This is a genomic window from Sphingomonas sp. C3-2 (genome assembly GCF_033025475.1).
In the GTDB taxonomy this organism is placed as follows: domain Bacteria; phylum Pseudomonadota; class Alphaproteobacteria; order Sphingomonadales; family Sphingomonadaceae; genus Sphingobium_A.
Genome location: NZ_CP130322.1, coordinates 408,339 through 421,401 on the forward strand (window position 1 = coordinate 408,339; position 13,063 = coordinate 421,401).

Annotated in this window: 12 protein-coding genes; 8 read left to right on the forward strand and 4 right to left on the reverse strand. The window is 62.5% G+C overall.

The genetic code is table 11. The annotated features are described in order from the left end of the window. Window positions 1–160 precede the first annotated feature (160 nt). The 5 genes from QYC26_RS01905 to QYC26_RS01925 all read left to right on the forward strand — a co-directional run bounded on the left by QYC26_RS01905 (window position 161) and on the right by QYC26_RS01925 (window position 2,453). Window positions 161–742: a hypothetical protein gene (locus tag QYC26_RS01905; RefSeq protein ID WP_317513717.1), complete on the forward strand. Its 582-nt coding sequence runs from the start codon at window positions 161–163 to the stop codon at window positions 740–742. An 80-nt stretch (window positions 743–822) separates the two neighbouring features. After that, the gene (locus QYC26_RS01910) at window positions 823–1,125 is read left to right on the forward strand and encodes a phage holin family protein (protein WP_317513718.1); all 303 of its coding nucleotides are present in this window, start codon (window positions 823–825) and stop codon (window positions 1,123–1,125) included. Beyond that, window positions 1,122–1,505, forward strand: coding sequence for a DUF3618 domain-containing protein (locus tag QYC26_RS01915; protein ID WP_317513719.1), 384 nt, complete (start codon window positions 1,122–1,124; stop codon window positions 1,503–1,505). The genes QYC26_RS01910 and QYC26_RS01915 overlap by 4 nt, the downstream gene beginning before the upstream one ends. After that, on the forward strand, window positions 1,502–2,086 hold the full coding sequence (locus QYC26_RS01920) for a hypothetical protein (protein WP_317513720.1): 585 nt from the start codon (window positions 1,502–1,504) through the stop codon (window positions 2,084–2,086). The genes QYC26_RS01915 and QYC26_RS01920 overlap by 4 nt, the downstream gene beginning before the upstream one ends. Window positions 2,087–2,219: 133 nt before the next feature. After that, a complete protein-coding gene (locus QYC26_RS01925; protein ID WP_317513721.1) occupies window positions 2,220–2,453 on the forward strand; it encodes a DUF4170 domain-containing protein in 234 nt (77 codons plus the stop codon). 54 nt (window positions 2,454–2,507) lie between these two features. Here QYC26_RS01925 and QYC26_RS01930 read toward each other — a convergent pair whose 3' ends face one another. The 4 genes from QYC26_RS01930 to carA all read right to left on the reverse strand — a co-directional run bounded on the left by QYC26_RS01930 (window position 2,508) and on the right by carA (window position 8,298). Next, entirely contained in the window at window positions 2,508–3,137 is a 630-nt protein-coding gene (locus tag QYC26_RS01930) for a rhomboid family intramembrane serine protease (RefSeq protein ID WP_317513722.1), read from the reverse strand. 5 nt (window positions 3,138–3,142) lie between these two features. After that, the gene (gene greA, locus QYC26_RS01935; protein WP_317513723.1) at window positions 3,143–3,619 is read right to left on the reverse strand and encodes a transcription elongation factor GreA; all 477 of its coding nucleotides are present in this window, start codon (window positions 3,617–3,619) and stop codon (window positions 3,143–3,145) included. 82 nt (window positions 3,620–3,701) lie between these two features. Beyond that, the gene (gene carB / locus QYC26_RS01940) at window positions 3,702–7,040 is read right to left on the reverse strand and encodes a carbamoyl-phosphate synthase large subunit (protein WP_317513724.1); all 3,339 of its coding nucleotides are present in this window, start codon (window positions 7,038–7,040) and stop codon (window positions 3,702–3,704) included. A gap of 85 nt (window positions 7,041–7,125) precedes the next feature. Further along, window positions 7,126–8,298, reverse strand: a complete 1,173-nt coding sequence (carA, locus tag QYC26_RS01945) for a glutamine-hydrolyzing carbamoyl-phosphate synthase small subunit (protein ID WP_317513725.1) — start codon at window positions 8,296–8,298, stop codon at window positions 7,126–7,128. Window positions 8,299–8,429: 131 nt separating this feature from the next. Between carA and QYC26_RS01950 the strand changes: the two genes are divergently transcribed. The 3 genes from QYC26_RS01950 (at window position 8,430) to rpoD (ending at window position 12,984) form a co-directional block, all read left to right on the forward strand. Next, entirely contained in the window at window positions 8,430–8,882 is a 453-nt protein-coding gene (locus QYC26_RS01950; RefSeq protein ID WP_317513726.1) for a GatB/YqeY domain-containing protein, read from the forward strand. 139 nt (window positions 8,883–9,021) lie between these two features. Beyond that, window positions 9,022–10,920, forward strand: a complete 1,899-nt coding sequence (dnaG, locus tag QYC26_RS01955) for a DNA primase (RefSeq protein ID WP_317513727.1) — start codon at window positions 9,022–9,024, stop codon at window positions 10,918–10,920. A 36-nt stretch (window positions 10,921–10,956) separates the two neighbouring features. Further along, complete coding sequence (gene rpoD / locus QYC26_RS01960; protein WP_317513728.1) at window positions 10,957–12,984, forward strand: RNA polymerase sigma factor RpoD; 2,028 nt, start codon at window positions 10,957–10,959, stop codon at window positions 12,982–12,984. Window positions 12,985–13,063 lie beyond the last annotated feature (79 nt).

Sequence of the window (13,063 nt, forward strand, 5' to 3'; positions counted from 1 at the left end):
CGCTTTCATGGCTGGACTGAATTGAATGGCGGCCTCCTATCCGGAAGGCTGAACAAAGGCAATTGGCGGGAAATCCTTGCGGAACCCACAAAGACACCCGATTGTTATTAGTGTGAATCGAAATGATGCCTCGCAATTCCGTAGCTTAGGAGAACCGACCATGGCCACGACGCCCCCCTCGTCCGGCAAGCCCTCGGACAACAGCGTCTCTGCGGACGATATTCTGACGCCGGTGGCGCAGGAAGCCGCTGGCGCTGGTGCCGCGATCGGCGAAGAAGCCGCCGCCAAGGCTCGCAGCTTCCGCGAAACCGCTGGCGAAGCGACCGAGAATGTGAAGAAGGAAGCCCGCGCGCTGCGCGATCAGGCGGGCGACAAGGTTCGTGAACTCGCCAATCAGGGCAAGGATCGCACCACCGATGCGCTCGACAATATCGCCAAGCTGATCACCGATGCCTCGAGCACGGTCGATGAGCGCGTCGGCAATCAATATGGCGATTATGCGCGCAAGGCCGCCGACGCGATGTCCGGTTTCGCCACCTCGCTGCGTGGCAAGGAAGTCGACGACATCGTCAAGGATGCGGGCGATTTCGTCCGCAAAAGCCCGGCTGTCGCCATCGGCGCCGCCGCGGCCGTCGGCTTCGTCCTCGCGCGTCTCGTCAAGGCGTCCGGCACGAAGGACGATGCGGCCGACAAGGCTGAAAGCGCGAATAACGCGCCGCCATCCGGCCCCGACGCCGTCTGATGCAGGAACCGGGGGCACCGCACGCGGAAACGGATCCTGCCCCCGCGTCCACGCGGGGGCCAGACGAAAGCATTGGCGATGTGATCGCGCGGCTCGTCGATGATGCCGAGGATTTCGTTAAGGCCGAGATCGCGCTGTATCGCGCCGAGGCGGCGTACCGTGTCGCCGATTACCGCAAATATCTGGCCTTTGCGGCGCTCGCGGCGTTGCTATCCGCGTCCGCGCTGTTCCTGCTGCTGCTGGCCGCCACCTTTGCCCTCGCCCCGCTTATCGGCATGGCGCTGGCTGCGCTCTGCGTCGCGCTCCTCGCAATGGGCATTGCCGCCATCCTGTTCGCGCTCATCACGCGCAAGGTCCGCCGCGCCATAAGGAGGCGGGCATGAGCGCGCTTGAAGACAACCTCGAACGCCGCCGTTCCGAGGCCGAGGCCGCCCGCGCCCGGCTCAACGGCACGCTCCTAAATCTTCAACAGCGGTTGAAGCCCGCCGCCCTGCTCGATGAAGCCGTAGGCGAACTGCGCGAAAAGGCATCGGAACTGGCGCTGGAAGGCGTCGAATTCGCCCGCGCCCGTCCGCTCGCGGCGGCCGGTGTTGGCGCGGCCGCTGCCGCCTACGCCTTTCGGGCGCCCCTATGGCGCGCACTGGTTGGCGCATATGATCGGCTGCGGGCAACCGATACGCCCGCAAGCGAGTTTCAGGTCCAGGACCAATCCACCCATATCGGCGCGCCCCTCGCGCCTGTCGCAACGGAGAATGAGCGATGACCAACAAGATCAGCGAGAGTGCCCGCAAGGTGGCCGATCTGGCCGGCGAAAAGCTCGGTTCGGCGAGCGAGCATGTTCGCGACTCCGCGCACAATGCGCGTGAAAAAACGCAGGCGGCCTATAGCGCAAGCCGCGCCAAGGCCAGCGACGCGCTGCACAGCGGCAAGGAAAAGGCCGGCCAGTTCTACGCGACCTCGCGCGAAAAGGCCGATCACGCCTATGCCAGCGCGCAGGCCAACGCCCGCGCCGCCAAGGACAAGACCGCGCAGAAGGTTCAGGAAAACCCCCTCGCCTTCCTGATCGGCGGCATTGCGGTGGGCGCGCTGGCCGGTGCGCTCCTGCCCCGCACCCAGCGCGAGTCCAAGGCACTCGGCAATGCGAGCAAGAAAATCAGCGAAACCGCCAGCGGCGCCGCAAGGGCGGCAAAGGAAGCCGGCCAGCACAAGCTCGACGCGCTCGGGATCAATAAGGATGCTGCCAAGAGCCAAATCAGCCAGATTATTTCGTCGGTTGTCTCGGCGGTGGAAGAAGCTGGCTCTGCCGCCAAAAATTCAGTTGGTAACAAAACAAATAAACCCTGACCCTTCGACCAGAAATGCCGGACACCCACGCCCAAAAGCCCGGTTTACGGGAATTATGTGAAGTTCCGGCATTGACGGCACAGGCAGATTTGCCTAGGAAGTCCACCCATTCAATACGAATTGGTGACCCCCCATGAGCAAATTGCATCTCGTCTTTGGCGGCCGCGTCAGCGACCCCCAGACGCTTGAATTCGACGATCTCAAGTCGATCGATATCGTCGGCGTATTCCCTGACTACCAGGCCGCCGAAAAGGCCTGGCGCGCGGCTGCCCAGCGCACCGTTGACGATGCCGAAATGAAGTATGTCGTCGTGCATCTCCACCGGCTGCTGCAGCCGGAAATGATCGAGCCCGCCACCAAGGGCTGATCATCGGATCATCGAAAAACCCCGCACGGCACACGCCCTGCGGGGTTTTTCGTATCAGGCGCGCCGAAAGCGCAACAATAATAGCGGACGCGCCAGCAGCAACCCGGCGATGAACCCGCCGATATGCGCGGCAATAGCGATCCGCGTCATCGTGCCCCAACTCGCCACCGCGACCAGCCCCTGAATGGCGATCCACGCCACCGCCAGCCAGATTATCCGGATGAACCGCGCGGTCGCGGGGCCCACGGCGGACACATCGTTGCGCCCGAACAGCATCGCATAGGCGCCGAAGACCGCCGAGATCGCCCCGCTCGCTCCCACCATCGGGACAAGGCTCGCCGGGCTCCAGAAATATTCGGCGGCGCCCGCGGCATAGGCGCCGATGACATAGAGCAGCGCCAACCCGCGCACACCCAGCGCCAGTTCGACGAACCGCCCGCAATACACCAGCATGAGCATGTTGAAGCCGAGATGGATCAGATCGGCATGAACCAGCGTGGCCGACAGCGGCGTGAGCCAAGCCGGCAGCGCGCCTTCCAGCACAAGCGCGCCGCTGATCCGCGCAGGCATCATCCCCATTGCTCCGGCGGCATAGTCCTGCAGGCCAAGCACGGTCGCCAATAACCAAAACGCGCTGGTGATGATCACCAGCGCGTTGGTAAGCTTTCCTTGCGGAAGGCGCATCGTCGTCAGATGAACTCGATCTTCGAGATCAGGTAATAACGGTCGCCCGAAGGAACCGAAACCTCAACATCGTCGTCGATCTGACGGCCGATCAGCGCACGGCCGAGCGGCGAATTATACGAAATCCGCCCCACCTTGGCATCCGCCTCGGTCTGGCCGACAATCTGGTATTTCACCGGCTTGTCGTTTTCATCCAACAGCGTCACCGTTGCACCAAAGATCACCTTGTCGCCCGAAAGCGTCGTGGGATCGATAATCTGTGCACGGCTGAGGCGATCTTCGATGTCCGCGATCGACGCTTCCACCTGCCCCTGACGTTCCTTTGCCGCATGATATTCGGCATTTTCCGAAAGATCCCCATGCGCGCGCGCTTCCTCGATCGCATCCACGATCTGCGGGCGCTCTGCCTTGAGACGACGGAGATCCTCCGTCAGCTTCTCATAGCCTTCTGCCAGCATTGGCATCTTTTCGACGGTCGCCATCCAACTGTCCTTCGTAAAAAATACTTCCCCCTAGCGGCCCCGGATGAATTGGAGCCGCCCGCCATACAATAACTTGTCGGGATCAGGCGTGCGAAAGGGAATAATAGGATTGGAGCGACCGTACTTCAAGGCTCTGGTTGCGAAGTGCCTGAATTGCCTTGGCGGCGGCCACGCTTGCAGTCGCCGTCGTGTAATAAGGCACCTTCCCCAACAGCGCCGAAACGCGGATCGATTTGGAGTCCTTATGGCTCAGCCAGCCTTCGGTCGTGTTGAAGATCAGGTGGACGCCGCCATCCTTGATCCGATCCACGATGTTCGGGCGGCCCTGAGCAACCTTGTTCACGCGTTCGACCACAATCCCTGCATTTTCAAGGAATTCGGCGGTGCCACCGGTCGCAAGGATGGTGAACCCCATCTCCGCGAGCAGTTGGACGCCGGGCAGAACGATCGGCTTGTCGCTGTCCTTCACGCTGACGAACACCGCGCCTTCGTTCGGCAGATCGTCCCCCATGCCAAGCTGCGACTTGGCAAAGGCAATCGCGAAATCCTTGTCGATGCCCATCACTTCGCCGGTCGACTTCATTTCCGGCGACAGCACCGGATCGACGCCGGGGAAGCGTGCGAACGGGAATACGGCTTCCTTCACCGCGATATGGTTGATCGCGTGGCGATCGATCGTCGGCAGCGCCTTCAGCTTTTCCCCCGCCATCACGCGCGCGGCGATCTTGGCGATGGGCTGGCCGATGGCCTTGGCAACGAAAGGTACCGTACGGCTGGCGCGCGGGTTCACTTCGATCAGATAGACCTTCCCGTCCTTCACCGCGAACTGGATGTTCATCAGGCCAAGCACGTTGAGCGAACGGGCCAGAAGCTCGGTCTGACGCTCGATCTCGGCGATGATCTCGGCCGAAAGGTTATACGGCGGCAGCGTGCAGGCGCTGTCGCCCGAATGGACGCCGGCTTCCTCGATATGCTGCAGCACGCCCGCCACGACGACATCGTCGCCGTCGCAGATCGCATCGACGTCCACCTCGATCGCATCGCGCAGATACTGGTCGATCAGCACCGGGGATTCGCCCGACACCTGAACCGCGGTCTGGATGTAGTCTTCCAGCTGCTGCTGGCCGTCGACGATTTCCATCGCGCGGCCGCCAAGCACATAGCTGGGACGGATCAGCACGGGGTAACCGATGCGGTCGGCCACCGCGATCGCTTCCTCGCGGCTACGCGCGATGCCGTTGGCGGGCTGGAGCAGTTCCAGCTTGTTGATCAGCGCGGCAAAACGCTCGCGGTCTTCGGCAAGGTCGATTGCGTCGGGGCTGGTGCCGAGGATCGGGATGCCCGCATCCTCAAGCGCCTGCGCCAGCTTCAGCGGGGTCTGCCCGCCAAACTGCACGATCACGCCGGCCAGCGTGCCGTTCTGCTGCTCGACATGCAGGATTTCGAGCACGTCTTCAGCGGTCAGCGGTTCGAAATAGAGGCGGTCCGACGTGTCATAGTCGGTCGAAACCGTCTCGGGGTTGCAGTTGACCATGATGGTTTCATAGCCTGCATCCTCAAGCGCGAAGCAGGCATGGCAGCAGCAATAGTCGAACTCAATGCCCTGGCCGATGCGGTTGGGGCCACCGCCGAGGATGACGACCTTCTTGCGATCCGACGGCACCGCCTCGCATTCGGGCTCGCCGAATGCGGGGGCTTCATAGGTCGAATACATGTACGGTGTCTTCGCCTCGAATTCGGCCGCGCAGGTGTCGATCCGCTTGAAGACCGGGCGCACGCCCAGCTTGTGACGCAGCGCGCGCACTTCTTCTTCGGTCACGCCGCCGGTCATCGCGACCACGGCTTCGCGCACAAGGCCCGAACCGCGCGCAACTGCGCGTTCCATGCCGCTGCGGATATTGGCGGACTGCAGCGCCAGATAGGCCAGGCGCTTGTCGGAGAAACCCATCGCCTTCAGGCGGCGCATGCCCTTGGCATCGCGCGGCAGGCCGTTTTCCAGCACTTCGCCTTCGGCTGCGATGATCTCGGCCATCCGCTCAAGGAACCAGCGGTCATATTTCGCAACCTGATGGACTTCCTCGACGCTCAGGCCTTCGCGCAGCGCCTGGGCCGCCACCAGCAGGCGATCGGGCGTCGGGCGCGCGAGTTCGGCAACGATATCGTCCTTCGACGCGCCGACCAGGCTGTCGACGATGTTGAAGCCCGACAGACCGGTTTCCAGCCCGCGCAGCGCCTTCTGCATCGATTCATGAATGTTGCGGCCAATCGCCATCACTTCGCCGACCGACTTCATCGCGGTCGACAGCAGCGGTTCCGAACCCTTGAACTTTTCAAAGGCGAAACGCGGGATCTTGGTGACGACATAGTCGATCGTCGGTTCGAACGACGCCGGCGTCGCGCCGGTGATATCGTTGTTGATCTCGTCAAGCGTGTAGCCGATCGCCAGCTTCGCCGCGACCTTGGCGATCGGGAAACCGGTGGCCTTCGACGCCAGCGCCGACGAACGCGACACGCGCGGGTTCATCTCGATCACGATCAGGCGGCCATCCTTCGGATTGACCGCGAACTGTACGTTCGAACCGCCTGTTTCGACACCGATTTCCCGGAGAACCGCGATCGATGCATTGCGCATGATCTGGTATTCCTTGTCGGTCAGCGTCAGCGCGGGCGCGACGGTGATCGAATCCCCGGTGTGAACGCCCATCGGGTCGACGTTTTCGATGGAGCAGATGATGATCGCGTTGTCCTTGCGGTCGCGCACCACTTCCATCTCATATTCTTTCCAGCCGAGGAGCGATTCCTCGATCAGGACTTCGGTCGTGGGCGACGCTTCAAGCCCGCTCGTCACGATCTGGACGAATTCGTCCTTGTTATAGGCAACGCCGCCGCCGGTACCGCCCAGCGTGAAGCTGGGACGGATGATTGCGGGCAGGCCGATGAAATCGAGCGCGGCGATCCCGTCCTCGATCGTGTGCGCAATGCGCGAACGCGCGCTTTCAAGCCCGATCTTGTCCATCGCATCACGGAACTTCAGGCGGTCTTCCGCCTTGTCGATGGCTTCGGCATCGGCGCCGATCATCTGGCAGCCGTATTTTTCGAGCGTGCCGTCGTTGAACAGCGCCAGCGCGGTGTTGAGCGCGGTCTGGCCACCCATCGTCGGCAGCACCGCATCGGGGCGCTCCTTCTCGATGATCTTGGCCACCACTTCAGGCGTGATCGGCTCGACATAGGTCGCATCCGCCAACTCGGGATCGGTCATGATCGTCGCCGGGTTCGAGTTGACGAGGATGATGCGATAGCCCTCCTCCTTCAGCGCCTTGCACGCCTGGGTCCCCGAATAGTCGAACTCGCAGGCCTGACCGATAACGATCGGGCCAGCGCCGATGATGAGGATGGACGAAATGTCTGTGCGTTTGGGCATTACGAACCTGATCTTTTCTGCGCTGGCGGAACAGCGAAAATGGGGGAATTGCGGAAAGCGTCAAAAGAGGGTGAGGCCTGGGGCCTCACGCGCTCTTCTCCAGCTGTCCCACGAACTTCTCGAACAGATAATGGCTGTCCTGCGGGCCGGGGCTCGCCTCGGGGTGATACTGCACCGAAAAGGCCGGGCGATCGGTCAGCTCGAGGCCGCAGAGCGAACCATCGAACAGCGAGACATGGGTCGCACGTGCATTTGCGGGCAGGCTTTCCACCTCGACCGCGAAACCGTGGTTCATGCTCGTGATCTCGACCTGGCCATCGTCGAGGCGCTTCACCGGATGGTTCGCGCCGCGGTGGCCCTGATGCATCTTGATCGTCTTCGCGCCGACCGCGATGCCCAGCAACTGGTGGCCAAGGCAGATGCCGAAGATCGGCTTGCCGACTTCGAGCAGCTTCTGGATCACCGGCACCGCATATTCGCCGGTCGCGGCCGGATCGCCCGGGCCGTTCGACAGGAAGATGCCGTCGGGGTTGAGCGCCAGCACTTCCTCGGCGGTCGCGGTCGCCTTCACCACCGTCACGCGCGCGCCGGCTCCGACAAGGTTGCGCAGGATGTTGCGCTTCAGGCCGTAATCGATCGCCACGACATGCGGACGTTCGTCGCCGGCTTCGTTCTCGGCATAGCCTTCGGTGCGGGTCCAGAGGCCATCGCGCCACTGATAGCTCTGCAGCGTCGACACGTCCTTGGCGAGGTCCATGCCCTCAAGGCCGGGCCAGGCGCGTGCCTGTACCAGAAGCGCGTCGATGTCGAACTCGCCCTTGGCATTGTGCGCGATCACGCCATTGGGCGCGCCGTTCACGCGAATCCGGCGGGTGAGCGCACGGGTATCGACGCCCGACAGGCCGATACGACCATTGGCCTTCAGCCAATCATCGAAACGCTGCTGGCTGCGATAGTTGCTCGGTCCAGTCACGTCCTCACGGACGATCAGGCCAAGCGCATGGGGGTTGGTTGCTTCGAGATCCTCGTGATTCGCACCGACATTGCCGATGTGGGGGAAAGCGAAGTTGATGATCTGACCGGCGAAAGACGGGTCGGTCATGATCTCCTGGTAGCCGGTCATCGCGGTGTGAAAGCAGATTTCACCCACCGCACTGCCCTCGGCGCCGAAGCCGCGGCCCCAAAGGACCGCGCCATCGGCCAGAACCAACACCCCCGTCGCTCCATCGGGCGCACGAAGGGATTTGGCGTCGGCCATGACAATTGCTCCTGGGCTTTCGGTTAAACGGCCGGGTCACTAGGTGCCACGCCGTTCCGGGTCAATCTATTAAAATTCGACGGACCACTCTATATTCCCATCTTTCCACTGATCCTATCCGAAAGCAGACGATGATTCGCGACGACATCAAAGCCGCGCAGATCGCCGCCATGAAGGCGCGCGACACCGCCACCACCAATGCGATCCGCCTGATTCAGGCCGCGATCAAGAACCGCGACATCGAAGCCCGCACCGCCTCCAGCGTCACCGACGACGACGCACTCGTCACCGAAGTGCTGCAAAAGATGGTCAAGCAGCGCCGCGAATCGATCGAGCTTTACGAAAAGGGTGGCCGCGCCGAACTCGCCGCTGGCGAGAAGGCCGAACTCGACGTCATCGAGCGTTTCCTTCCCGCCCAGCTGAGCGACGAGGACACCACCGCCGCGATCGAAGCGATCAAGGCCGAAATCGGCGCTGCCTCGGTCAAGGACATGGGCCGCGTGATGGCGTTGCTCAAGGAACGTCACGGCACCCAGCTCGACATGTCGAAGGCCAGCGCGCTGGTGAAAGCCGCGCTCGCCTGATTTCAATACCCCCTCCCCATCCCGGTGGGAGGGATAGGGATTTTGCCATGGCATCCTGCCTTTCCTGCAGTCACGGTAACGAAACCGGCACGAAAGCCAGCGGCGCCATGGCAACGCCCTGCCTTGGGGGACACTGACCGTGGCGCTCTCCCCGCAATTTCTGGATGAACTGCGCGCCCGAACGCTCCTGTCCGGGCTGATCGGCAAGACGGTCAAGATCCAGCGCGCGGGCCGCGAATTCAAGGCATGCTGCCCCTTCCACAACGAAAAGACGCCCAGCTTCTACATCAACGACGAAAAGGGCTTCTATCACTGTTTCGGCTGCTCGGCGCATGGCGATGCCATTCGCTGGATGACCGATCATCGCGGCCTGCCCTTCATGGACGCGGTGAAGGAACTCGCCCAGTCCGCCGGGCTCGACGTTCCCGCTCCCGATCCACAGGCACAGGCCCGCGCCGACCGCGCCTCAGGGCTCCACGGCGTGATGGAGGCCGCACAGGCCTGGTTCGTCGAGCAGCTGCACGGCATCGAGGGGGCCGAAGCCCGCGCCTATCTCAAGAAACGCGGCATCAGCGACAAGACCGCGCGTACCTTCGGCTTTGGCTTTGCCCCGGATTCGCGTGGCAAGCTGAAGGATGCGCTGCGCGAATTCGGCACCGACCAGTTGATTGAGGCCGGGCTGCTGATCGATCCCGACGCTGGCGAGACGGACGGCGCAAACAGCCGCAAACGTGAGCCCTATGACCGGTTTCGCGGGCGCCTCATGCTCCCCATTCGCGATCAGCGCGGCCGCACCATTGCCTTTGGCGGGCGCATCCTCGGCGCAGGCGAACCCAAATATCTGAACTCGCCCGACACACCGCTCTTCGACAAGGGGCGCACGCTCTACAATATCGACCTTGCCGCCCCCGCCGTGCGCAAGGCCCGTCGCGTGGTCGTGGTCGAAGGCTATATGGACGTGATCGCGCTGGCGCAGGCAGGGATCGAGGAAGCCGTGGCCCCGCTCGGCACCGCGCTCACCGAAATGCAGATCGAACGGCTGTGGCGGATGACCGAAACCCCCATTCTCTGCTTCGACGGCGACAATGCCGGTCAAAAGGCGTCGGTGCGCGCGATCGAGCGGGCCCTGCCCCATCTCCAGCCCGGCCGCTCGCTCCGCTTTCTCACGCTCCCCGGCGGGCAGGATCCCGACGATCTCATCCGCGCGGGCGGCCGCCAGGCAATCGAGGCCCTGCTCGAACAGCCTGAGCCGCTGTCCGAACGCATCTGGCGCCACGAACTCGAGGCCGAACCGCTCGACACGCCCGAGGCGCGCGCCGGGTTGCGACAACGGCTCAACGCCCATGCCAAGGCGATCGGCGACGCCGATGTCCGCGACCAGTATTTCAACGAGTTTCGCGAGCGCTTCGCCACCCATTTCGGGCAGGGCCGCCGCGACCAGCCGACATATCGTTCGGACTTTCGTCAGGATTTCCGCGCGCGCCGCCCCGGCGGGCGCTGGCAGCCGCCCGAACGTCCGGTATCGGGCACCGCCCGTGCGATCAGCGGCGGCGATATCGATATCCGCATGGCGCGCGCGATTTTCGCCGGTCTGCTGCGCCATCCGGGGCTGCTGGTCGACCACGCCGAAATGATATCGGGGCTGCGAATTTCCGATCCTGCGCTCGATGGCCTGCGCCGCCTGCTGCTCGACGCATGCTTTTCCGTTCGCGATCTTGATCTTGACCGGCTTCATACCATATTGGCGGATGCTGGCCTCGACGCGCTTGCCAGAGAGCTTGAAAAGACAAACGGGCTTGCCTTTTCCTTCACGCGCAGCAATGCGGACAAGGAAACGGCACGGCGTGATTTGGCTATGGCGATTGAGGTGCTAGCGATGCGTCCGGAACTGGACGCCGCGCTCGCAGCAGCGACCGCCCGGCTCGAAACCGAGCCGGACGAAAAGAATTTTGATGAACAGCGTCGCCTTCGGGAGGCGCGCGAAGAGGCGGACAGACGGCTCGCGGCGCTGGCACAAGGCGATGACGAAATCGTCTGAGCGGGTCGGCTGGGTGACTTGGGACAAGGCGAATACATGGCTAAGACGAACGCAGCGGAGACCAACGAGGGAAATGAGGGCGGTGATGCCCCCCTCATCGAACTCAATGAAGCTTCGCTGAAGAAGCTGATCGCACGCGCCAAAAAGCGCGGCTACATCACTTATGATCAGCTCAACGAGGCCCTGCCTCAGGATCAGATGTCCTCCGACCAGCTCGAAGACATCATGTCCGCGCTCAACGAAATGGGCGTCAACATCGTCGAGAACGAGGATGCTGGCGAGGACGGCGAAGAGCAGCAGCCGGAGGACGACGATTCCGATGCCGTCGACCCTGTCGATGGCACGCCCAATGTCGCGGAGAAAAAGCGCGAAACCGTCGATCGTACCGACGATCCGGTGCGCATGTATCTGCGCGAAATGGGCGCTGTCGAACTGCTCAGCCGCGAAGGCGAAATCGCCATCGCCAAGCGGATCGAGGCCGGTCGCGACACGATGATCCTCGGGCTGTGCGAAAGCCCGATAACCTTCAACGCGATCATCGACTGGTCGACCGCGCTCAACGAAGGCACGATGCAGCTACGCGAGATCCTCGATCTCGACGCGATGCTGTCCAAGGACCCTGCCCCCGAAAGCCTCACCGACGAGGATGAGGAAGGCGACGGCGAAATTTCGGAAAAGACCGCCGGTCCTTCGTACAAGGAAGAAGAGGACATCGAAGAGGAAGCGTCGGAAGACGACGAGGATTCGATGACCGAACGTCGTGCCCAACGTCCCGCCGAGGACGATGAGGAAGACAACACGCTCAGCCTCGCCCAGATGGAAGAGACGCTGAAGCCTGCCGCGCTCGAAAAGTTCGCGACGATCACCTCGCTCTACAAGAAGTTCGGGAAACTGCAGGCCGCGCGCATGGATGCGCTGGCTGCGGGCAATGACTTCCCTGCATCGGACGAGAACAAGTATCAGAAGCTGCGCGAAGACCTCACCGCAGAGGTCGAAAGCGTGCAGTTCCACGGCGCAAAGATCGAATATCTGGTCGACCAGCTTTATTCGTTCAACCGCCGCCTGACCGCGCTTGGTGGCCAGATGCTGCGCCTCGCCGAACGCCACAAGGTTCAGCGCAAGGCGTTCCTCGACGAATATGTCGATCACGAGCTCGACGATGGCTGGCTCGAACATGTCGCCAAGCTCGACAAGAAATGGGCCGCCTTTGCCGCAACCGAAGCGACCCCCGTTGATCGAATCCGCAACGAGATCAGCGAAATCGCGCAAGCGGCCGGCATGTCGCTCAGCGAATTCCGTCGCATCGTCAATATGGTGCAAAAGGGCGAACGCGAAGCGCGCATCGCGAAGAAGGAGATGGTCGAAGCCAATCTTCGCCTCGTGATCTCGATCGCCAAGAAATATACGAACCGCGGCCTTCAGTTCCTGGATCTTATCCAGGAAGGCAATATCGGCCTCATGAAGGCGGTCGATAAGTTCGAATATCGCCGCGGCTACAAATTCTCGACCTATGCCACCTGGTGGATCCGGCAGGCGATCACGCGTTCGATCGCGGATCAGGCGCGCACGATCCGTATTCCGGTCCATATGATCGAAACGATCAACAAGCTGGTCCGCACCAGCCGCCAGTTCCTGCACGAGCAGGGCCGCGAGCCCACGCCCGAGGAAATGGCCGAGCGTCTGTCGATGCCGCTCGAAAAGGTGCGCAAGGTGATGAAGATCGCCAAGGAGCCGATCTCGCTCGAAACGCCGATCGGCGACGAGGAAGACAGCCATCTCGGTGACTTCATCGAAGACAAGAACGCAATCATTCCGGTGGACGCCGCCATTCAGGCGAACCTCAAGGAAACCGTCACCCGCGTTCTGGCCTCGCTCACCCCGCGTGAAGAACGCGTGCTCCGCATGCGCTTCGGTATCGGTATGAACACCGATCACACGCTGGAAGAGGTTGGCCAGCAATTCTCGGTTACGCGCGAACGTATCCGTCAGATCGAAGCCAAGGCGCTCAGGAAGCTCAAGCATCCGAGCCGCAGCCGCAAGATGCGGAGCTTCCTCGACCAGTAAGCCGATGCCCATGCCCGCAGACGTTGTCGCGGGCATGGGTCGGCCTCCCCTGGGCAATGGAAGGCAAAGGGGGGATTTC

Coding starts and splice junctions, on each gene's coding strand:
- QYC26_RS01905 (WP_317513717.1), top strand. CDS start 161: ATGGCCACGACGCCCCCCTCGTCCGGCAAGCCCTCGGACAACAGCGTC.
- QYC26_RS01915 (WP_317513719.1), top strand. CDS start 1,122: ATGAGCGCGCTTGAAGACAACCTCGAACGCCGCCGTTCCGAGGCCGAG.
- QYC26_RS01920 (WP_317513720.1), top strand. CDS start 1,502: ATGACCAACAAGATCAGCGAGAGTGCCCGCAAGGTGGCCGATCTGGCC.
- QYC26_RS01925 (WP_317513721.1), top strand. CDS start 2,220: ATGAGCAAATTGCATCTCGTCTTTGGCGGCCGCGTCAGCGACCCCCAG.
- QYC26_RS01930 (WP_317513722.1), bottom strand. CDS start 3,137: ATGCGCCTTCCGCAAGGAAAGCTTACCAACGCGCTGGTGATCATCACC.
- greA (WP_317513723.1), bottom strand. CDS start 3,619: ATGGCGACCGTCGAAAAGATGCCAATGCTGGCAGAAGGCTATGAGAAG.
- carB (WP_317513724.1), bottom strand. CDS start 7,040: ATGCCCAAACGCACAGACATTTCGTCCATCCTCATCATCGGCGCTGGC.
- carA (WP_317513725.1), bottom strand. CDS start 8,298: ATGGCCGACGCCAAATCCCTTCGTGCGCCCGATGGAGCGACGGGGGTG.
- QYC26_RS01950 (WP_317513726.1), top strand. CDS start 8,430: ATGATTCGCGACGACATCAAAGCCGCGCAGATCGCCGCCATGAAGGCG.
- rpoD (WP_317513728.1), top strand. CDS start 10,957: ATGGCTAAGACGAACGCAGCGGAGACCAACGAGGGAAATGAGGGCGGT.